Source organism: Psychrobacillus sp. PGGUH221, assembly GCF_042055255.1.
Classification (GTDB): Bacteria; Bacillota; Bacilli; order Bacillales_A; family Planococcaceae; genus Psychrobacillus.
In genome coordinates, this window is record NZ_JAQMHQ010000005.1 from 61,283 (window position 1) to 81,375 (window position 20,093).

20 protein-coding genes are annotated in these 20,093 nt (G+C 36.4%); 9 read left to right on the forward strand and 11 right to left on the reverse strand.

Going from position 1 to position 20,093, the window contains the following annotated elements; genetic code table 11:
- The first annotated feature begins 1 nt into the window (after nt 1).
- The 4 genes from PGC35_RS09460 (at nt 2) to PGC35_RS09475 (ending at nt 4,628) form a co-directional block, all read left to right on the forward strand.
- A complete protein-coding gene (locus PGC35_RS09460) occupies nt 2–1,237 on the forward strand; it encodes a Zn-dependent hydrolase (RefSeq protein WP_375218967.1) in 1,236 nt (411 codons plus the stop codon).
- Nucleotides 1,230–2,405, forward strand: coding sequence for a M20 metallopeptidase family protein (locus tag PGC35_RS09465; protein ID WP_375218968.1), 1,176 nt, complete (start codon nt 1,230–1,232; stop codon nt 2,403–2,405). Before PGC35_RS09460 ends, PGC35_RS09465 begins: the two co-directional genes overlap by 8 nt.
- A gap of 145 nt (nt 2,406–2,550) precedes the next feature.
- A complete protein-coding gene (locus tag PGC35_RS09470; RefSeq protein WP_375218969.1) occupies nt 2,551–2,847 on the forward strand; it encodes a hypothetical protein in 297 nt (98 codons plus the stop codon).
- A gap of 59 nt (nt 2,848–2,906) precedes the next feature.
- A complete protein-coding gene (locus PGC35_RS09475) occupies nt 2,907–4,628 on the forward strand; it encodes an ABC transporter ATP-binding protein (RefSeq protein ID WP_375218970.1) in 1,722 nt (573 codons plus the stop codon).
- Nucleotides 4,629–4,661: 33 nt separating this feature from the next.
- Here the strand turns inward: PGC35_RS09475 and PGC35_RS09480 are convergent, their stop codons facing one another.
- On the reverse strand, nt 4,662–4,904 hold the full coding sequence (locus PGC35_RS09480) for a hypothetical protein (RefSeq protein WP_375218971.1): 243 nt from the start codon (nt 4,902–4,904) through the stop codon (nt 4,662–4,664).
- 228 nt (nt 4,905–5,132) lie between these two features.
- On the opposite strand from PGC35_RS09480, the gene PGC35_RS09485 reads away from it, so the two are divergent.
- Nucleotides 5,133–6,422 carry a helix-turn-helix domain-containing protein gene (locus PGC35_RS09485; RefSeq protein ID WP_375218972.1) on the forward strand — a complete coding sequence of 430 codons (1,290 nt, stop codon included), beginning with the start codon at nt 5,133–5,135 and terminating at the stop codon, nt 6,420–6,422.
- On the forward strand, nt 6,419–6,541 hold the full coding sequence (locus tag PGC35_RS09490) for a hypothetical protein (protein WP_375218973.1): 123 nt from the start codon (nt 6,419–6,421) through the stop codon (nt 6,539–6,541). Before PGC35_RS09485 ends, PGC35_RS09490 begins: the two co-directional genes overlap by 4 nt.
- Nucleotides 6,542–6,580: 39 nt before the next feature.
- Here the strand turns inward: PGC35_RS09490 and PGC35_RS09495 are convergent, their stop codons facing one another.
- The 4 genes from PGC35_RS09495 to PGC35_RS09510 form a co-directional block, all read right to left on the reverse strand.
- Complete coding sequence (locus PGC35_RS09495; RefSeq protein ID WP_375218974.1) at nt 6,581–6,910, reverse strand: DUF4288 domain-containing protein; 330 nt, start codon at nt 6,908–6,910, stop codon at nt 6,581–6,583.
- A 121-nt stretch (nt 6,911–7,031) separates the two neighbouring features.
- Nucleotides 7,032–8,840 (reverse strand): ABC transporter ATP-binding protein, encoded by a 1,809-nt coding sequence (locus PGC35_RS09500; RefSeq protein WP_375218975.1) that lies wholly within the window; start codon nt 8,838–8,840, stop codon nt 7,032–7,034.
- Nucleotides 8,833–10,575 (reverse strand): ABC transporter ATP-binding protein, encoded by a 1,743-nt coding sequence (locus tag PGC35_RS09505; RefSeq protein ID WP_375218976.1) that lies wholly within the window; start codon nt 10,573–10,575, stop codon nt 8,833–8,835. Before PGC35_RS09505 ends, PGC35_RS09500 begins: the two co-directional genes overlap by 8 nt.
- 108 nt (nt 10,576–10,683) lie before the next feature.
- Nucleotides 10,684–12,216, reverse strand: coding sequence for an FAD-dependent oxidoreductase (locus tag PGC35_RS09510; protein ID WP_375218977.1), 1,533 nt, complete (start codon nt 12,214–12,216; stop codon nt 10,684–10,686).
- Nucleotides 12,217–12,315: 99 nt separating this feature from the next.
- Here PGC35_RS09510 and PGC35_RS09515 point away from each other — a divergent pair, with 99 nt between their 5' ends.
- Nucleotides 12,316–12,672 (forward strand): DUF2500 domain-containing protein, encoded by a 357-nt coding sequence (locus PGC35_RS09515; protein WP_375218978.1) that lies wholly within the window; start codon nt 12,316–12,318, stop codon nt 12,670–12,672.
- A 140-nt stretch (nt 12,673–12,812) separates the two neighbouring features.
- Here the strand turns inward: PGC35_RS09515 and PGC35_RS09520 are convergent, their stop codons facing one another.
- The 3 genes from PGC35_RS09520 to PGC35_RS09530 all read right to left on the reverse strand — a co-directional run bounded on the left by PGC35_RS09520 (nt 12,813) and on the right by PGC35_RS09530 (nt 15,260).
- On the reverse strand, nt 12,813–13,463 hold the full coding sequence (locus PGC35_RS09520) for a DsbA family oxidoreductase (protein WP_375218979.1): 651 nt from the start codon (nt 13,461–13,463) through the stop codon (nt 12,813–12,815).
- A 376-nt stretch (nt 13,464–13,839) separates the two neighbouring features.
- Nucleotides 13,840–14,772 (reverse strand): manganese-dependent inorganic pyrophosphatase, encoded by a 933-nt coding sequence (locus PGC35_RS09525; protein WP_375218980.1) that lies wholly within the window; start codon nt 14,770–14,772, stop codon nt 13,840–13,842.
- 38 nt (nt 14,773–14,810) lie between these two features.
- On the reverse strand, nt 14,811–15,260 hold the full coding sequence (locus tag PGC35_RS09530) for an Rrf2 family transcriptional regulator (protein ID WP_053591618.1): 450 nt from the start codon (nt 15,258–15,260) through the stop codon (nt 14,811–14,813).
- Nucleotides 15,261–15,425: 165 nt separating this feature from the next.
- On the opposite strand from PGC35_RS09530, the gene hmpA reads away from it, so the two are divergent.
- Both hmpA and PGC35_RS09540 read left to right on the forward strand, forming a co-directional pair.
- A complete protein-coding gene (gene hmpA, locus PGC35_RS09535; RefSeq protein ID WP_375218981.1) occupies nt 15,426–16,613 on the forward strand; it encodes an NO-inducible flavohemoprotein in 1,188 nt (395 codons plus the stop codon).
- A gap of 144 nt (nt 16,614–16,757) precedes the next feature.
- Nucleotides 16,758–17,558 (forward strand): GNAT family N-acetyltransferase, encoded by an 801-nt coding sequence (locus PGC35_RS09540; protein ID WP_053591616.1) that lies wholly within the window; start codon nt 16,758–16,760, stop codon nt 17,556–17,558.
- 81 nt (nt 17,559–17,639) lie between these two features.
- Here PGC35_RS09540 and PGC35_RS09545 read toward each other — a convergent pair whose 3' ends face one another.
- The 3 genes from PGC35_RS09545 to PGC35_RS09555 are packed head-to-tail and all read right to left on the reverse strand — an operon-like array spanning nt 17,640 to nt 20,039.
- On the reverse strand, nt 17,640–18,215 hold the full coding sequence (locus PGC35_RS09545) for a DNA-3-methyladenine glycosylase (RefSeq protein WP_375219167.1): 576 nt from the start codon (nt 18,213–18,215) through the stop codon (nt 17,640–17,642).
- A 10-nt stretch (nt 18,216–18,225) separates the two neighbouring features.
- Entirely contained in the window at nt 18,226–19,497 is a 1,272-nt protein-coding gene (locus tag PGC35_RS09550; protein WP_375218982.1) for an acetyl-CoA hydrolase/transferase family protein, read from the reverse strand.
- A 17-nt stretch (nt 19,498–19,514) separates the two neighbouring features.
- Entirely contained in the window at nt 19,515–20,039 is a 525-nt protein-coding gene (locus PGC35_RS09555; protein WP_375218983.1) for a DNA topology modulation protein, read from the reverse strand.
- Nucleotides 20,040–20,093: the final 54 nt, after the last annotated feature.

The following is a 20,093-nucleotide window of genomic DNA, read 5'->3' on the forward strand; positions in this document are numbered from 1 at the left end:
TATGGCAAATCAAGCTAGAATAGAAGAACATATTAAGCTACTAAGTCAATTTACGGCTACTCCAGGCGCAGGAGTCACAAGGCTTACCTATTCTAAAGAAGATCAAGAAGCTAGAAAATACATCATAGAGAAAATGACTGAATATGGGCTTATTGTTTCTGAAGACGGATTTGGTAACATTTTTGGAAAACTCGAAGGAACTCAGCCAGATGCCCCATCTATTATTGTCGGTTCCCATTTTGACTCTGTCCCAAATGGCGGAGCTTATGATGGTGCTGCAGGAGTGGTGGTCGGCTTAGAGGTAGCCGCACTCTTTCAAGAAACCGGTTGTAAGCCAGCCTATCCTCTCGAAATTATTGCTCTTGTCGAAGAAGAAGGCTCCCGTTTTGGTGGAGGGTTAATGGGTTCGAGAGGAATGATGGGTTTATTGACTAACGAAGAGTTTAAAAGTCTTGCTGATAAAGATGGGATACTTGCCGAAGATGCGATGATGAGCATTGGATTAGATCCTTCGAACGATAAAACTCGTGATCCAAAAACGATTAAAGCATTCTTAGAGCTTCATATCGAACAAGGTCCAATTTTAGAAGAAAAAAATATTCCAATTGGTATTGTGGAAGCAATCGTTGGTTTAACTCAATTAGAAGTTACCATCCAAGGGCAAGCAGGACATGCTGGTACAACACCGATGGAACGACGATCAGATGCACTTGTCACTGCCGCAGAAATCATTGCAGCTTTCCCTCAGCTTGCCTTCGAGGAAGGAAACGGTACGGTTATTACAACCGGGCAGTTACATGTATTTCCTAATGGATCAAATGTCATCCCAAACAAAGTAATTTTTTCGGTAGATATACGTTCAGCTAAAGAAGAACATGTTCATAGCGCAATGCAAAAAGTAGAGCAATTAATTGCCTCCAAAAATAGGATGGGTATCCTTACTTCCACTGAACAATTGCTTTATATTGCACCGAAAGAAATGAATGAAACAATTCAATCCACTTTTAAAGAAGTGAGCGACAAATTAGACATTCCTTATTGCACAATTAATAGCGGTGCTGGTCATGATGCGATGGTTTTATCTGATTTCACCGCTTGTGGGATGGTGTTTGTTCCAAGTAAAGATGGTCTAAGTCATTGCCCCGAGGAATGGTCTGATTCAAGCCACCTGGCTGCAGGAGCTAATATTTTGTTCCAAACAGCTTTACAATTAACGGAGGGAAATAATAATGATTAATTTAAAATTGAAAGACTCTATTACTAATTCTAAAGATGAATTAACTGCTCTACGCCGTAAATTACATAGTGAGCCAGAGTTATCTTTTGAAGAATTTAAAACGACAGCTTTCGTGTGTGAGTACTTAGATAAACTCGGAATTTCATATCGAAAAACTGAGCCTACAGGAGTTATTGCCGAAATTCAAGGAACTCCAGGCGGAAAAACCGTTGCTCTTCGCGGTGATATGGATGCACTCCCGGTTCAACAGCTTAATATCCATGTACCTTATGCTTCTAAAGTCGAAGGAAAAATGCATGCATGTGGACATGATGCGCACACTTCTATGCTACTAATCGCTGCAAAGGCTTTATCTCAAGTGAAAGATGAACTTCCTGGAAATGTACGCTTCCTATTCCAACCAGCTGAAGAAGCAGCTGCCGGAGCTAAAGCAATGGTTGACCAAGGCGCAATGGATGGAGTAGACAATGTTTTTGGTATTCATATTTGGTCTCAAATGCCAACAAACAAAGTTTCTTGTACACCAGGGCCTTCCTTTGCTGCTGCTGATATTTTTAAAGTGAAGTTTAAAGGACGCGGTGGGCATGGCGCTATACCAGAAGCTTGTATTGACGCGGCACTTGTTGCCTCATCATTTGTCATGAATGTGCAAACCGTTGTTTCTCGAACAATTGATCCACAAAGTCCAGCGGTTCTCACGGTAGGAAAAATGGTAGTAGGAACAAGATTTAACGTAATTGCTGAAAATGCTGAAATTGAAGGAACTGTACGTACGTTTCATCCAGATACTCGTAATCATATCGAAAAAAGCATTACACAATACGCTGAGAGTGTAGCTTCTATATACGGTGCTTCTGCTGAAGTAGAGTATATCCGAGGTACAGATGCCGTAGACAACGACAAAGAAAGCGCAGAACTTGTTCAACAGGTAGCTACTGAAGCTTTCGGTTCAGAAGTTATTTATAACGAAAAACCTACAATGGGTGGCGAGGATTTTTCTGCATTCCTTACAAAGGCTCCTGGTAGCTTTGCTCTTATAGGAAGTGGTAATCCAGAAAAAGATACAGAATGGGCTCATCACCATGGGAACTTTGATATCGATGAAGATGCACTCGTCACTGGTGCAGAACTATACGCTCAGTATGCTTGGGCTTTTTTAAAAAAGTAAGAAAATGTAAAACCAACATTCTAACTCAACTAAATTTCGTTCATTTTCCACTACTCTGAAATTATTCAGAGTAGTTTTTTAAATTTTGAAACTATCTTTTGAGATTTTCGTATATACTAAAGAAAATGGAAATGGAGTGATAATAATGGAAGATATTATTGGACTTGGAATTGGACTTATTGCAGTGGTGATGATTTTCTCGATACCACTTTCCGCAATATGGTCAACTCATTTACGCAAATCACAAAACATACGTGCACAAATTGTAAAAGACGAAATAGAGTTAGAGAAGATCAGATATGATAATTTTTTACTTGAAACGGAAAGAATGCGAATAGATTTACAGCAAAAACAAGCAAGTCTACTCGAAACTTCAGCGGATCCTTTAATCATAGAGTTACAAAAGCGTGCTCAAACCGAGTCAAAAGTTATATCTTCATAAAAATCGTGTCGAGATTATTTCGCACGTTTTTTTAATTGTTTAATGAAATGGAGCATACAATGCAAACATCTACAAAGGGATTTTTTCTACTTCTTAAAAGCCTTAGATGGCCAGTCAAAATAACAATTATAGCAGTGATCTTATCACTCATAAGTACCATTGTTGGGTTAATTGTACCTCTTGTGACGAAAAATCTAGTTGATACGCTAACTACAACCACTTTCAACTGGAAAATGATTGTCGGATTACTTGTAGTCTTTTTACTACAGGCTATTTCAGGTGGGTTCTCATTTTATTTGTTGTCCTATATAGGAGAATTTATCGTTGCGGATCTTCGAAAAAAGTTATGGAGTAAAGTACTTCATCTACCTGTCCCCTACTATGATCAAAATGAGAGTGGCGAAACGATGAGTCGTATTACGCAAGATACGTCTACTTTAAAGTCACTCATTACCGATCATTTGGTTAATTTTATAACAGGGATAATTACAATCATTGGCTCTATCATTATCTTGTTTTTTATTGATTGGAAAATGACGCTAATTATGCTTATTAGTGTTCCACTTAGCCTTGGCATTATCATGCCACTTGGCTCAATGATGCATAAGGTTTCCAAAGCTACACAAAAAGAGATGGCATCCTTTTCTGGCCTTCTCGGCCGAGTTCTCTCTGAAATTCGGCTAGTAAAATCCTATCGTGCCGAGAAAACAGAAACTACGAATGGAAATAATGCCATTCAAAATTTATATCAATTTGGTTTAAAGGAAGCAAAAATACAAGCATTCATCGCTCCGTTTATGACACTCATTATGATGGGAATATTAGTCGTTATTCTAGGCTATGGCGGAGTACAAGTATCTAAAGGAAGTTTGTCTGCAGGGGATTTAGTAGCCATCATCTTTTATTTAGTACAAATAATTGTTCCTTTTGCTCAAATGGCAACATTTTTCACCTCTTTCCAAAAAGCTGTCGGTGCTACCGATCGAATTCAAGAGATATCACAGATGAAAAGTGAAGCAGTTGAACAAGAGGCAAAACAACCGTTACAGGATGGTATAGTGGCATTTGAGGATGTACACTTTTCATATGGATTAGATAATAAAGTGATTAATGGCATTTCATTTGAAGCACGGCCCGGAACTGTAACTGCTTTTGTCGGTCCAAGTGGCGGTGGGAAAACTACTATATTTTCATTGTTAGAAAGGTTTTACGAGCCTACTTCAGGCACAATTTTGTTCAATCAGACACCTATAACCGACTTATCTTTGAATGCTTGGCGATCTAAAATTGGTTATGTATCACAGGAAAGCCCATTGATGAGCGGTACTATACTTTCAAACATAACGTACGGAATGACTATAGTTCCTTCAATGGATAAAATAATGGAAGCATCGGAAGCAGCAAACGCCTCCCTATTTATCGAAGAGCTTCCGGACAAATACGAGACACTTGTAGGAGAACGAGGCATGAAACTTTCAGGTGGCCAACGTCAACGAATTGCGATTGCCCGAGCACTTTTACATGATCCGAAAATATTATTACTAGACGAAGCAACCTCTAATTTGGATAGCGGCTCCGAAACTTTTGTACAAGAAGCTTTAGAACGTCTCATGGAAGGTCGAACTACTCTTATTATTGCGCACAGACTAGCAACCATCATGCATGCAGACCAAATATTCTTCCTAGAGCAAGGAAAAATTACTGGAGCAGGTACACATGAAGAGTTAATCGCTAAACATGATCTATACAAGGATTTCACTCATGGACAGGGGTTATCGTAAAATAGAAAGTCAATGAAGTCTATTTTGGATTTTTCACCATAGTTCCTTTGCTTTGGAGTAGAAAACCTCTAACGCTGTTTTAAATTCTTCCATCTTTTTAGCAGTTAGTGCTTCTCTACTTTTATTTTCTTCGAATTTTACTTGAATTGTATCGTTATTAAGATTATGTTCAGTCATATTATATGGTAGAGTTGTTAATAGAAACCAACACATGATGGAAAAAAGAAGCAAGAAAAATAGAAGTTTGCGAATCGAGATACTTAAATTTTTTCTCAAAAATTCACCGCCCATTTACTTTTATAATTTAAGTATTAACTAAAAACCCAAATAATTCCACAACAACTATTTGGGAAAGTTGATATGAAAATAGGGCGTTATTTGGTGTTTTTTATTCGCACTTTCCTATTCTCTAATTCTTCTGATTTCCAAATAATATTATGTTATTATTTATATTGTATTGGTTTTCTTTTTTCTTACTAGGTCCTATTGAGGAGGTGCTTGTGTATGGAAATAGGACAATTGATTAAATTAGAACGCCAAAGACAGAATATGAAGCAAGAATACTTAGCTTCTGGTATTTGTGTTCCTTCATACTTAAGTCGAATAGAAAATGGTTTAGTAATACCGAGTGAAGATATTCAGCAGCTCATCCTTATGCGTTTAAATATCCCGTTGGACTCTTTAAAGAGTGAAGTTAACCAAGAGAAATTGATACAATTTAAATCTCAATTTAAAACTGTCATTAACACTAGGAATAAGCAAAAAGCTCTAACTCTACAACAAGATATACATAACTATGTCGAGATTCATCCTTTCGAACCCAATAGATTGACACTTCTATTACTGGAAACTAGATTAATGCTTATGCTGCCAGATCAAACGAGCATAATCAAAAAGAACCTGGTTATATTAACTGGGTTTAAAAAGGAAATGGATCCCGAACAGTTATTTTATCTATATACGATTCAAGGAATAGTAGCTTATCAAAACAATCAATTCAGTCAAGCATCGGAGTTTTTCGCACAAGTATTTACTTTTATAAAAAGTTATCGTATGGAAGACTGGGAAATGGCCGAACTTTATTATATATCGAGCTTGTCGCTTCTATCTGAATCTCGATATATAATGGCAATTGATTATGTGAAGTCAGCCCTTTCCTATTTCAATCAAGAAATATTAATAGAACGTTCGATTGAATGCTTAATTATTTTAGGTATTGCTCAAAAAGATACTGGTGCCTTAAAAGAAGCATTAGCTACTTTTGAAAAAGCGAAAGAAATTAGTTTTAAAATAGATTCTTCTAGATTTACTGGTATGATCGAGCATAATTTAGGAACTTATCATTCCATATTGAAAAATCAAAAACAAGCACTATTTCATTTTCATAATAGTTTGGATGCGAAAATTAAACCAAATGACAAAATAGTTACTATTTTCTCCTTATTAATTGAGTATTTCAAAATAAATGATTTAGAAAATGCGAAAATTTGGTTAGAAAAAGGTATCAATTTATTAAATCTATTATCTGAAGAGAATAGAATTTTCTATTCGATGCATTTTGAATTATTTAGAGCACTAATTTTCAATACAGAAGATATTATAACTATTTTCAAAGGTGCTCTAGCCTATTTTGAAGATAATCAAGATTACAAGCATTGTTCTATCTATTGTAATGTTTTAGCAAAAAAATTAGCTAATGACAAACAATATAAACTAGCTACTATTTATTATGAACAAGGATTTAATTTTCATATAAAACAATCAAAAGTATCGAGTTGGGAGGAATTATTTTGAAAAAATTTATTTTAGGTGTGCTTTGCTGTATAGGTTTATTAACATTAACAGTTGGAAATGGTGATTATTTGGCATTAAAAGACAAACCGGAAATTACATCTATTAATCTTTACGTCTAATGTATAAAGGACCCAAGACTATTAAATCTTGGGTCCTTTCTAATTTCCATAATTACGTTCTAGACAAACTTCTTCATCCAGAATTATATGATGACTATATACTTCTCCAAACTCTAAACATTCTTCTATATTATCTACAAGTTCAAATACATCAAGAATCATTATTAACTTTATAGTGGTGGTTTCCCCAAATGCATTGGCATATGTCACGTCTTTAAAGTGTTGCTTCACTAATCCATCTACGTCCTCTAATTTATCCGCTCGGACAATATTGATCGTTTCTTCAAATGTTTTATTAGGCATCGATTCTGGTGAGGAGATATGTTCAAATAAAAGTTTTACAGAGTAAATGTTTGACAATAGAATCACCTCTTCTTTTAATTCTATTATTCTTTAATTTGAGCCAGAATGCCACAACTTTCATGTGGGAAAGTCACCTTCAAAAATGGTGTTTAAGTACCGGTTTACGTTACTACTTTCATGCACAATTTTACCTATTTAACTGACTTTCATAGAGTTCGTTATAAAAGCCTTTCTTTTGAAGTAACGCTTCATGGGTGCCATATTCTATGAGCTCCCCTTCATGGATAACGAGAATTTGGTTAGCATTTTCAATGGTTTTTAATCGGTGTGCGATAACAAAGCTAGTTCTCCCTTCCGATAAACGACTTAGTCCTTGCTGAATCGCAATTTCTGTACGTGTATCAATGCTAGAAGTTGCTTCATCTAGAATTAGAATATCCGAATCCGCTAGAATCGCACGAGCGATAGATAACAATTGACGTTGCCCCTGGCTTAAGCTTGAACCACCCGAAGTGATTTCCGTTTCATATTGGTCAGGTAAATGTTTTATAAATCCATGTGCAGATGCCATCTTAGCCGCATTTACGACTTCTTCATCAGTTGCTTCTAATCGACCATACCGAATATTTTCCATGATTGTGCCAGAAAATAGAAAAGTGTCCTGTAATACGATGCCAATTTTTTCACGTAGTGAACTAATTTTATAATCTTGAATTTTACGACCATCAATTTTAATTTCACCTGAATTTATATCATAAAATCGCATTAACAGATTGATAACAGTTGTTTTCCCTGAACCCGTTGGACCTACCAAAGCAATTTTCTCTCCTGCCCTTGCCCGAAAACTAATTTCCTTTAAAATTGGCTTTCCGTCCTCATAAGAAAAGTTCACATTCGAAAACTCGACCTCGCCTCTAAAGGAATTTACTTCAATAGCATCATTTTTGTCCGTTAGATCAGGTGCCTCATCCATAATTTCAAAAACTCGCTCTGCTCCTGCTATTGCAGACTGGAAAGTGTTTAATAGACTTGATAATTGATTGATAGGTCGAAAAAATTGACGAGAATATGTAACGAAAGCAGCAATTATCCCTACGGTTGCCATTTCTTGGACTGTCATTAAAGCTCCGATTCCAATGATTAACGCTAGTCCTAAGTTGTTTATAAAGTTATTAATTGGGCCGAGAAAGCCAGATACAGTATCCGCTGCTGTTGCAGACTGACGTAATCTTTCATTTACTAGTGCAAACTTTGTGAATGTTTTCTCCTCTTGTCCAAAGATGGTAATTACTTCATTTCCCGAAATAGCTTCTTCAACAAACCCGTTTAATTCACCCAAGTCTCGTTGTCTTCTAATGAAATTACTACCACTATACGTAATTATTTTTTTCGTCGTAATAATGATTAAAGGAATAATTGTTAGAGACACTAAGGCAAGCATCCAATTGAGCATAAACATGGCAATGGCAACACCCGACACCATTAATATCGATGAAAATATTTGTATAACGCTTTGGCTCAGTGCATTGTTTAAGCTTTCAATATCATTTGTAACTCGGCTCATTAAGTCACCATGTGTCCGTTTATCAAAAAAACGTAAAGACAGTGTTTGAAATTTCTCAAATAAATGTTGACGTAAAATTCGAATTGTCTTAAGAGACACTCGAACCATTAAGAATGTTTGTAGCCAAGTGAAGATAGATGCAGCAATATAAATCAATGCTAATAATAATAAAACACGAAGAGTCCCTTCCATATCCTTAGGAATGATATAGTCATCTATGGTGATTCCAATTAAATATGGAACGAGTAAATTCAAAATAGTTGAGATAATAACAAATATAATAGAAGCAATCATCGCAATCTTTTGCTTCTCCATATAGTTCCATATACGCTTAATGGTTCCCTTTTTATCCTTTGCTTTTTCTACTGGCCCGCTAAACCCTCTTGGACCACGTGCTCGGCCAATCGCGTCGTTTGGAGAAGCTTTATTCATAGGAAAGAACCTCCTTCCCATTTTGTGTTTCATAAATCCCTCTATAGACGTCGCTACTTGCTAACAATTCTTCATGTGTCCCACACGCCTCAATCGCTCCTTCATCAATCACCAGAATTTGATTTGCGTTGATAATGGAAGATACTTTCGAAGAAATGATGAACACAGTCGTATTGGAAAGATTTTGGTTTAATGCGTGTTGAACAGACGCTTCCGATAAAGCATCTATTGCGGATGTAGAATCATCTAATATCAATATTTTAGGCTTCCGAATGAAAGCACGTGTCATTGAAAGACGTTGCTTTTGTCCTCCTGATAAATTAGTCGCTCCTTGCATGAGCTCATAAGTAAACTGACCATCGAGTTTTTCAATAAACTCAGTAGCAGCTGCAGACCTTGCTGCTTCCTTCATCTCTTCTAGATTTGCTTCCTCTTTACCAAAGCGAAGATTTTCCTCAATTGTTCCAGAAAATAATGTTGCCTTTTGCTGCACAAAACCTATAGATTCTCTCAGTTTTCTAAGAGGATATTCTTTTATGTTTATTCCATCAATCAAAATCTCCCCAGAATCCGGATCATACAACCGTGGTATCAGTTTGACAAGTGTTGTTTTTCCGCTACCAGTAGAGCCAATAATACCAATTGTCTCCCCTGCCTTCGCTTGAAAGGAAATGTTTTTTAAAACATACTCACCGTTTTTACTATAACTAAAATTAACATGTCGGAACTCCACTTTTCCTTCCATTTCTAATAGCGAAGCAGGATTTACAGGCTCCCTAATATCTATTTCAGTATCAAGTACTTGTTGAATTCTATTTGATGAAGTAAAAGATTTCGTAATTTGCATCAAAACATGACTACTCGTCATTAGTCCGTTCATTATAATATTCAAGTAGTTAATAAAAGCTAGAATGACACCGACTTGGAGCGTACCTTCATTTACTTTAATTGCTCCCATCCACATCCCGAAAACGACACCGATATTTACTACAAAAAGCATAATAGGCATGAGTGTTAAAATTACTTGCTCAGCAGCCATGTTTCGCTTCGTTAATGTATCATTTACCTGTTTAAACGTGTTTGTTTCAAATTCTGATCGGCCAAATGCTTTAATTACCCTAATACCTGCGAAATTTTCTTGTAACTTCGTATTTACCGTGTCCATTGCTCTCTGTACTCTTACAAATAATTGACCAGATTTTGAAGAAAACCAATAAATTAAAACCATTAATATTGGTATTGCAACTAACAGCACCGGAAACAGTTCTCGAGCAGTAAACCATACAATAACGACTGCTCCGATGAACAGTAAGGGTCCACGCACAAAGATTCTTAACGTCATCATTAATGCTTGTTGAACTGCTGCCACATCATTCGTAACAATAGTTATTAATTTACCGGCACCAAATGAATCCATATTTTCACTTGAAAACTGCTCCGTTTTTTTGAATACATCTCGGCGAATGTCGGTTGCAAAATTTACAGATGCTTTAGCACTGTAAACCGTACTACCCACACCACCCATTAATCCTATAAATGCTGTAAACAGCATAAAGAATCCAAGTTTCATGACATATGCGTTGTCATTATTTGCAATTCCAACGTCAATAATATGTTGCATAATGGTAGGTTGTAATAAATCCATAGCTACTTCAATACACATTAAAAGTGGTCCAAGAACCGCAAACAGTGTATATGGCTTCACATATGGAAGTAATTTCATTAGGGATTTCATTCATTTTCTCTCCTTAACTATATCCCAATTTTAATAAAGATATCGCAGGAGAACAATCGTTTGTTTTAATAGAATTAAAAAAGCCTAGAGATTTTTCTCTAAGCTCGGTTATTCAATATTTTCTATTTTCTCTAACGGCTCGAATGCGGGACCTTCAATCACGTCACCCTTAAATGTGTATCGTGACCCATGACATGGACAGTCCCATGAAGTCTCTGCATTATTGAATACGACATCACAACCCATATGTGTGCATACTGGTTTAACTAAATATATCTCACCAGTGACATCCTTAAATGCTCCAACCTTCTTTCCGTCTAGTTTTACGATGTCTCCAGTACCAAGTTGTAAATCTTTAAATAAGACATCTATTTTTTCAGTCTTTCCTTTTACTAATTCTTTTGCGACGGCTGCATTATACTTGGCAAAACTAGCTATATCTTCTTTTTTCATTTTGGAACGGATTGGATTGTAAAGTTCCGCGTATCGATTTTCTTTTTCCATGACATTGTCCGCCATTATTTGGGCAGCTACCGTACTATTCGTCATACCCCATTTTGCGTAACCAGTTGCAACCAATACATCAGGAAGACCTGACGTCATGATTCCTACATACGGCACTTGATCTAGGGTCACTAAATCCTGAGCAGACCAGCGATTCGTAAACTGCTTTATATTAAATTTCTCTCTACCAAATGCAGCTAGTGCATCATAATTATCCATCATATCACCTTCATATCTACCGGTAACATGACCTTCTCCACCTAGTATTAAATATCTTTTTCCATCTTTACCTAGCGCTGTACGTACGGATCTTGTTGGCTTTTCTACATTAATATAAATGCCTTTTGGATAATTAGACTCGGCTGGCGCAGCTAACGCATAAGATCTTTCTGGGGACATTCTTGAAAAATACAGACCATTTCCATCATTAAATGGGAAGTGGCTACAAACTAATATTTTCTTTGCACGTATTTTATGACCATTCATCATTTCTACTATATTTTTTGATATAGTTTTTGCTCGCGATTTTTCAAAAAACTGCACACCATTCTCAATTGCTTTATTCATTAATCCAGTGGCATACTTTAACGGATGGAATTGTCCTTGATTTTCTAACTTCAATGACTCCATTACATCATAAGGAAGACCGGTATTTGTTGTAAGAGTTGCCCCCTCAATACCTAGCTTATTATAGGCGTCCATTTCTTTCCTTACTGTTTGTACTCCTTCTTTAGTATCAGCATATATATAAGCATCTACCTTCTCAAAATCACATTTAATTCCCAATTCTTTGGCTGTTTCCTCTATAAAGTTTTTAGCCTCTGTATTGGCATCATAATATAGTCTCGCTTTTTCTTCACCGAATATGGAAATTAGCTTTTGGTAAATAGGCCCATGCTGCGCTGTCACCTTTGCAGTAGTGAAACCAGTTGTACCTTTTAATATTCTGCTTCCTTCCAAAACCATTACACTTTTTCCGCTCTTGCTAAGTAAATACGCAGCAGTAATCCCTGTAAGACCTGCTCCCACAATTAAAATATCGGTTTCTATATTTTCTCTTATTTCAGGAAACATTGGAAAGTCTTCTGTGGCACGCCAATAAGATTGTGATTCAGTTGGTAGTATTTGATCGTTCATTTGATTTCCTCCTTTTCTTCTAGTGTCTATCTATAAACGAAACTTTATTCAATTATTTACGTATAAGAAAAAAACAGTTTTTTTATTAGGGGGTTTAAAATGGATAGCTTAGGCTTTTTCTTTGGGGGTATACCCATATTCATCGGTCTATTTTTCATTTTGGTATTTGGTCTTATTATTTTCACTATCATAAAAAGCATATCCCAGTGGAATAAAAACAATAACTCTCCAAAGCTTTCTGTCCCAACTCAGGTAGTAGCAAAACGTTCCGATACACGCGGTGGTTCTGGAAATAGTTCTGCTTCTACTTCGTATTACGTAACATTTCAAGTAGAAAGCGGGGATCGAATGGAGCTTCACGTTAGCGGGCAAGACTATGGTATGCTCGCTGAAGATGATTTAGGTGTTCTTACTTTTCAAGGCACTAGATTTTTGAGTTTTGAGAGAAGAAGTTAAGGAAAAACGTGCAAGCGCATTTGCTGCACGTTTTTTTATCTTATCCCCTCAATTTTACATAAATTGTTATACCCCATTCCATTAAAAAACTAACGCAAAATAAAAAACCAGCAGAATTTCTCCTACTGATTTTTTGTATATTATTTAGCCTGTAATCCTTCTTCTTCCGCAACTTTATTCAATGCACCAACAAACGTTTCAAGTGGTTGTGCACCAGAAATGGCATACTTATCATTTAAAACAAAAAATGGAACACCGCGCACGCCAATTTGTCCAGCTTTAGCGATATCAAGACGAACCTCTGTCAAATACTTATTGGAATTCAACACTTCTTCCGCTTCATCTCTAGGTAATCCAAGAGAATCAATTAAATCAAGGAGAACCTCGTGTTTGCCAATCTCTTTACCTTCAATAAAATAAGAGTGCAGTAACAATTCATTGGCTTCTGCAGCCTTCCCTTGTTCGGTTGCCCACTTCACCAGACGGTGTGCATCTAACGTATTTGCAGGTTTCATTTTGTCAAAATTGTAATCGAGACCAACTGTTTTTGCTTGCTCCACTACTTGTGACGTCATTCCTTTAGCTGCTTCCACAGTAGATCCATACTTTTCAGCAAGCACTTCATACATGCTTTGGTCCGATATTTTAGGAGAATTCGGATCCAACTCAAAGCTCTTAAATTCAACCTCTGCTTGACTTGCATACCCAGCCTGCTCTAAAGCTTCTTCCAAACGTCTTTTTCCTATATAACAAAAAGGACAAACAAAATCTGACCATACTTCAATTTTCATTATTCTCACCTCCATTACATTGTAAAGACTTCTTAAGTATTCAACAATTTTAATGCTCTCTAAAAATTTGAAATCTTAGATTCTCGGGGATACCTGGGGTTTTCTGAGATACTCCATGATTTTCTGAGATACCTCCAGGATTTTCTGAGATACCTCCAGGATTTTCTGAGATACCTCCGGGATTTTCGAGATCCACCGAGATTTTGTGAGATACCTCCAGGATTTTCTGAGATTACTCGGGATTTTCTGAGATACACACGAGATTTTCTGAGATACCTCCGGGATTTTCTGAGATCCACTCGAGATTTTCTGAGATGCACTTCGTTTCCAAATAAAAAAGCTATCTCTTTATCCAAGAGATAGCCATTTTCTACAATTATAATGCTAGCGCTTCTGTCAAGGCTGGTACTACTTGTTTTTTACGAGATACTACGCCTTTCAGTAATGCGATATTGTTATCATCGAATTTTACATTAAAGGCAGCTTCTGCTTTTAACGCCAATTTACCAAGCGCTAGTGCTACGGAATCATTGTTTAGAATATCCGTTACTACAAAGAAAAATAAATCCAATTCTTTTTCTTGAATTTCAAGATTAATTAAGTCTTCCAGCTCTGCTCTTCTGTTCATTACATCATTAACATCCACTGCGTTTACTTGAGCTATTACTACTTTGTACTCACCCATAACGAATTCTTTTGCGTCTAATGAAAGAAGGTCCTCCAGGCTCTTATCGCTTAAATCAGCACCTGCTTTCAACATAGCTAGTCCATACTCTTCCGCGTTTACACCAGCAATTGCTTCTAGTTCACGAGCAGCAGCAATGTCTTCTTCCGTGCATGTTGGTGATTTAAATAATAAAGAATCTGAAACGATTGCAGAAAGCATTAATCCAGCAATGTTTGCAGGGATTTCTACACCTTTTTCTTTAAAAATTTTATTTAATATAGTTGCAGTACATCCTACTGGTTCTGCACGATAGTATAATGGATCTGCTGTTTCAAAGTTTGCAATACGGTGATGGTCGATAACTTCCGTTACTTGCACATTTTCAATACCATCTGCACTTTGTTGTTTTTCATTGTGGTCTACCAAAATTACTTTCTTCGCTTCATTTGAAACATCCCCAATAATTCGAGGTGCTTCAAATCCGAATTTTTCAAGAGCAAATTTTGTTTCATTGTTCACTTCACCTAAAGCAACCGCTTCTGCTTCTACCCCAATGGCATTTTTTAAATATGCATATACGATTGCTGATGTGATTGTGTCTGTGTCAGGGTTTTTATGACCAAAAACTAATACTTTTTCCATGAATAATCCTCCTAATAATCAATTCCGAACTTATTTTATCATATATCCTGTTGCTCTTTAAAAAGTAAATTTGCTAACAAATGTTTTTGAAGTAAAAAATCTGCCAATGTATATTCGTCTAGCACTTTAAAATAAGCTTGCAAAGCCCTATTTAGTGCACCTTTTAGTCCACAAACCGGTGTAATTACGCAGGAGTTCGAATGACAATCGAAGCATTCAACGAGATGGAAATCATCTTCTGTATTCCTTACAACTTGTCCTATATTGATATTTTCCGGCTCCATTGCCAAACGAATTCCACCACCTCGGCCACGGATTGTTTCTATATAACCAAGTTTCCCTAATTCATAAGTCACCTTCATCAAGTGATTCTTTGATATTCCATAAGCAGTGGATATTTCTTGTATTGTAGAAAGTTCATCTCTATTTTTGGTTCCCAAGTATATTAACACTCGAAGTGAGAAATCTGTATACATAGTCAATCTCATTTTTCCACCGCCATTCTACTAATCATTATAAACGACTATGTCTGAATCGTGAAAGAAATGTGTCTGAAATATTACATCTACTTTAAAGAAGTATTTTAAATATTGCTTTAAAAAATGGCTAGGAGTATTCTGTATTTGTAAATAAAATAAAAGGACGTGTAAATTATGTTATCTCAAAAAACAATTGATATCGTAAAATCAACTGCACCTGTATTAGAAGTTCACGGAGTTGCAATAACCACAGCTTTTTATAAAAATATGTTTAACGCACACCCAGAGCTTTTAAATATTTTCAATCATGCTAACCAAGCAAAAGGTCGTCAACAAACTGCGCTAGCGAACACTGTATACGCAGCAGCAACCCATATTGATAATTTAGCGGCAATTATTCCAGTGGTGAAACAAATAGGACAAAAACACGTAAGTTTAGGCATTAAACCCGAACATTATCCAATTGTAGGTGAGCATCTACTTGGCGCAATCAAAGAAGTATTAGGAGATACTGCTACTGACGATATCATTAATGCTTGGGCAGAAGCATATGGAGTTATCGCAGATGCTTTTATAGGCATCGAAGAAGAAATGTATGTAGCAGCAGAGTCAAAAGATGGCGGTTGGAGATTCTTTAAAGACTTCGTTATTGCAGATAAAGTAAAAGAAAGTGAAAACATTACTTCATTTTATTTAAAACCTGCAGATGGTTCTACGGTTCCTTCTTATGAGCCTGGACAATTCATTACGATTCGTGTGAGCATTCCAGGCGAAACGTATTTGATGAACAGACAGTATAGCTTATCTAAAGCAGCTGATTCAGAATCATTTCGTATTTCTGTGAAAAAAGAAGATGAAAATAATCCAGAAGGAAAAGTTTCTGTTCACCTCCACAATAATGTTAATGTTGGAGATATAGTTGAACTTACTGCTCCAGCTGGTGAATTCGTTTTAGATCCAGAAAAAACAACTCCTGTAACTTTCTTAAGTGGAGGAGTTGGTATCACACCAATGATGAGTATGTTCGAAACAGTAGCTAAGACTCAACCAAATCGACCAGTATCCTTCCTTTATAGTGCTCGGAATGAAAACTTACATCCATTCGACCAAGATATTCGTTCTTTAATGGAAACAATGGATGATGCAAAATATGTTACTCTATATTCTGATAGTGGGGATGGCTTCATAACGAAGGATGTATTAAAAGAACATGCACGTAAAGATGGAGATGTCTATGTTTGTGGCCCAGTTGGATTTATGGAAGCAATGATCAATCATTTACTAGAGTTAGGCTTTGTAAATGAACAAATTCACTATGAATTCTTTGGACCTGCTTTACAGCTAGATTTAGTACAAGCATAATATTCTTAAAAAGAAGTGTTACTTCGTTATGAAGTAACACTTCTTTTTATAGGAATAAATTGACGTTAAAATAAGCTTTTAGTAGTGCGCATGTCTTACAATTGATGCTATACTTAGCCTATAAATTATGAAATGAGTGAAATAATGCCTAAAATATTTGAAAGCAAATATATTCCCCTTTCCACTTTCTTTCAACAATCGACGAACAAAGAGATTAGATTAACATATGCAGAAATTGAAGCAATCATCGGACAAGTACTACCTAACGCAGCTTATTTAAGTAGTAGTTGGTGGAAAAAAACAAAGCCTCCTGCATTACATTATTTCGCTTGGACAGACCATGGTTACTCAGTAAAAAAAGTAGACCTAGGAAAATCTGTTTTATTTCATAGTACGGTTCTCGAAACCGATTCGATAATGGATGATGTAAATAACCACCAGGACATTCTGATCATACGAGAAGCAGAGTTAGATGATGCCCGTTCATTTATTCGTTTGCAAGAAACCATATTTTCGGAAACTGATTTTATGTTGTATGGAAAATCTGATATTCAAATGACAGTACAGAGTATCCGAAAAGAGATGACAGCATGGAAAAATATCGAAAACTCTAATTTACTTTTAGCTATTATGAACGGGCAGTTCGCTGGATATGTATTGTTTACGGGTGGACCAGCACCACGTGCTTTGCATCGAGCTTCTGTAGTAATCGGTGTGAAACAAGAATTCTCTAAAAAGGGAATTGCCTCTTCCTTAATGGTACATGGAGAAAAATGGGCTAAAGAAGTAGGAATATCCAAGCTTGAACTGTCTGTTATTAAAGAAAATATAGGTGCTCAAAAACTATATAAAAAGCTTGGTTTCGAAAAAGAAGGCGACCGTAAAAATGCACTTATCATTAATGGACATTTCGTAGATGAATATTATATGGGAAAACTTATCTAATTCATATAAAATACCGATCATTTCTGGTCGGTATTTTTTCTTGTACTTTCGATATGACGCTATCTTTTGATTTCAGTAGGTTCATCTCATTTTAGATACAAAAGGATTGTCCGTTTCCCAAAAACGATAAGGGTAATGCACAGCTTCCCCACTGTTTTCTATACCAATCCGAGGACCTGTTGATATGAACGACACCTCACTACCTTCTGCAATATATAAAGGCTTTTCCGTCCAATGTTTACCGTAATATTCCATAGTGATTCCCATAGCTTTCGTTAATTTCCCGGGGCCATTTGTCCACTGCTTCATTGGTAGATCGTTACGAAATTCTTTCATTAGCGCTAATCCTTCTACAGGTTCTACAGCTCGAATTAATATTGCATTGGGGATGCCCTCCATACCTGCTACAACATTAATCAGTGTATGTGTATGCATTTGATACGTATATATAAGCCCTGGCCCACCAAACATTACTTCTGTTCGTTTTGTTCTTCTGTTTCCAAAGCTGTGCGCTGCACGATCTTCAGGTCCCATATAAGCTTCCGTCTCAACTATTTTACCTACAATTAGCCCTCTTCCATGCTCATGAACTATATTCTTTCCTATTAAGTTTCTAGCTAGTTCTAATGTTGGTTGATGAAAAAATGATGCGTCCATTGGTTTCACTTTAAATAAACCCCATTTTCTTCGCTTCAAAAGTTAGTTCTTCTCTAAATTTAGGATGCGCTATTGATATGAGTTGTTTTGCACGCTCAGAAATTGGCTTACCAAACATTTTCGCTACTCCATATTCTGTAACAATTGTATCAATATCATTCTTAGACGTTGTAACGACTGACCCAGGTGAAAGACTTAGTTTTATACGAGAGATCTCATCATTTTTTGCAGTAGATGTCATACATACAAAGCCTTTTCCTTCCTTTGCAAAACGCACCCCTCTTGCAAAGTCAGCTTGTCCTCCCGTCGAGGAGTAATATTTTCCGGCAACCGTTTCCGATGCACATTGACCAAATAAGTCAACTTCTGTCGTAGCATTAATAGAAACGATTCGTTCTTCCTTTGCAATTTCCCTAGGATCATTTACTATACTTACTGGCAAAAATTGAACAGCAGGATTGTTATGCAAGAAGTTATAGATTTTATTGGATCCATGTGCAAAGGTCGCTATTATCTTCCCTTTATTTGTAAACTTTTGCGTCCCATCTATTGCACCAGCTTCCACAAGATCCACTATTCCATCTACAAACATTTCTGTATGAATGCCCAAATGTCTATGATCTTTCAGTAAACTTACTACTGCGTTAGGAATGGAGCCGATTCCGATTTGTAAAGTGTCCCCATTTTGAATACTTTCTGCTACATAAGAAGCTATTCTCATATCCTTATCACCAATTGGCGGTGAAATATCTTCAAAAAGAGGACGATCGTTTTCAACAAAACCTTCAATTTGGCTTATATGTATTTGATTTTCACCAAATGTACGAGGCATATGTTTATTTACTTCTAATAGGAAAGGAACCTTTCCAATAAATTCAGACACAATGTCCGCTTGAGTACCTAGTGAAAAGTATCCATATTCATCCATCGGAGAAGCTACTGCCATAATCATCGATAAATTGGTCGATTGTCTTAAAATCTTCGGCATTTCGTGAAAATTATTTGGCACTAGGTCTACTAATCCTTGGTGAAACATATTCCGAGTAGCACCACTTAAAAAATAGGATAAATGACTAAGCTTTCCAGGGAATGCACCTTCCATATACTTTCGATGCTTTAATGCGAGTAACTGATGAATTTTCACATTAGTTAAAGCATCCCCATTTTCTTCCAAAATATCAAGTAATTTATGTGGCTCTCCATTTGTTAACGGGAGAATGATATCGGCATCCTTTTCAATTAGTTCGATAATTTGCCTCTCCGATAGTTGTTTGTCTCTCATAGCTGTTCCTCCTACATTTATCTACTTGGGGCAGTATCAATAAAGGCTTTCACTTCCACCGGATTTCTTAATATACATATATCAACGTTACTTGCTTCTCTTAATACTTTTAATATACCTGGGCGGACATCTTTTGGAAAACGCCATACCCATTGAGCAAACTCTAAATCTATTTTTTCTTCACACCCGGCACCCATATCAGGACGTGTTTTACCTCTGTACTCCCATGCTCTCTTGAAAACTCGATACGTACAGAGGTACCGAGGAAAATCTAAGAAGATAATTAAATCTGCGTATTTAGCTCTTAATGCCAAAGTAGAGTCAAAATTGCCATCGATAATCCACTCATTTCCCTCTAGTTTCGTCTGAATTTTTTCGCGAAATGCTTGTTTTGGTGTAGGTACCCATCCGGGATTCCAAAAAAGGGCATCCAGATGGACAATTGGTAATTTCCATTGTTCAGCAAGCTTTCTTGATAAGGTTGATTTGCCTGCACCACTTGAACCGATAATAAGAATTCGTTTATGACGTAGATCTCCCAAGTCCTGCACCTCCCGTATTTCCATTCTTTCATTTTACTATGTTATTGGGAATGA

What these genes read in the sequence shown, in the direction of transcription:
- PGC35_RS09485 (WP_375218972.1), top strand. Translation starts at nt 5,133, where the DNA reads ATGGAAATAGGACAATTGATTAAATTAGAACGCCAAAGACAGAATATG.
- PGC35_RS09510 (WP_375218977.1), bottom strand. Translation starts at nt 12,216, where the DNA reads ATGAACGATCAAATACTACCAACTGAATCACAATCTTATTGGCGTGCC.
- PGC35_RS09500 (WP_375218975.1), bottom strand. Translation starts at nt 8,840, where the DNA reads ATGAATAAAGCTTCTCCAAACGACGCGATTGGCCGAGCACGTGGTCCA.
- PGC35_RS09550 (WP_375218982.1), bottom strand. Translation starts at nt 19,497, where the DNA reads ATGAGAGACAAACAACTATCGGAGAGGCAAATTATCGAACTAATTGAA.
- PGC35_RS09545 (WP_375219167.1), bottom strand. Translation starts at nt 18,215, where the DNA reads ATGGACGCATCATTTTTTCATCAACCAACATTAGAACTAGCTAGAAAC.
- PGC35_RS09460 (WP_375218967.1), top strand. Translation starts at nt 2, where the DNA reads ATGGCAAATCAAGCTAGAATAGAAGAACATATTAAGCTACTAAGTCAA.
- PGC35_RS09475 (WP_375218970.1), top strand. Translation starts at nt 2,907, where the DNA reads ATGCAAACATCTACAAAGGGATTTTTTCTACTTCTTAAAAGCCTTAGA.
- PGC35_RS09470 (WP_375218969.1), top strand. Translation starts at nt 2,551, where the DNA reads ATGGAAGATATTATTGGACTTGGAATTGGACTTATTGCAGTGGTGATG.
- hmpA (WP_375218981.1), top strand. Translation starts at nt 15,426, where the DNA reads ATGTTATCTCAAAAAACAATTGATATCGTAAAATCAACTGCACCTGTA.
- PGC35_RS09540 (WP_053591616.1), top strand. Translation starts at nt 16,758, where the DNA reads ATGCCTAAAATATTTGAAAGCAAATATATTCCCCTTTCCACTTTCTTT.
- PGC35_RS09515 (WP_375218978.1), top strand. Translation starts at nt 12,316, where the DNA reads ATGGATAGCTTAGGCTTTTTCTTTGGGGGTATACCCATATTCATCGGT.
- PGC35_RS09520 (WP_375218979.1), bottom strand. Translation starts at nt 13,463, where the DNA reads ATGAAAATTGAAGTATGGTCAGATTTTGTTTGTCCTTTTTGTTATATA.
- PGC35_RS09505 (WP_375218976.1), bottom strand. Translation starts at nt 10,575, where the DNA reads ATGAAATCCCTAATGAAATTACTTCCATATGTGAAGCCATATACACTG.
- PGC35_RS09525 (WP_375218980.1), bottom strand. Translation starts at nt 14,772, where the DNA reads ATGGAAAAAGTATTAGTTTTTGGTCATAAAAACCCTGACACAGACACA.
- PGC35_RS09530 (WP_053591618.1), bottom strand. Translation starts at nt 15,260, where the DNA reads ATGAGATTGACTATGTATACAGATTTCTCACTTCGAGTGTTAATATAC.
- PGC35_RS09465 (WP_375218968.1), top strand. Translation starts at nt 1,230, where the DNA reads ATGATTAATTTAAAATTGAAAGACTCTATTACTAATTCTAAAGATGAA.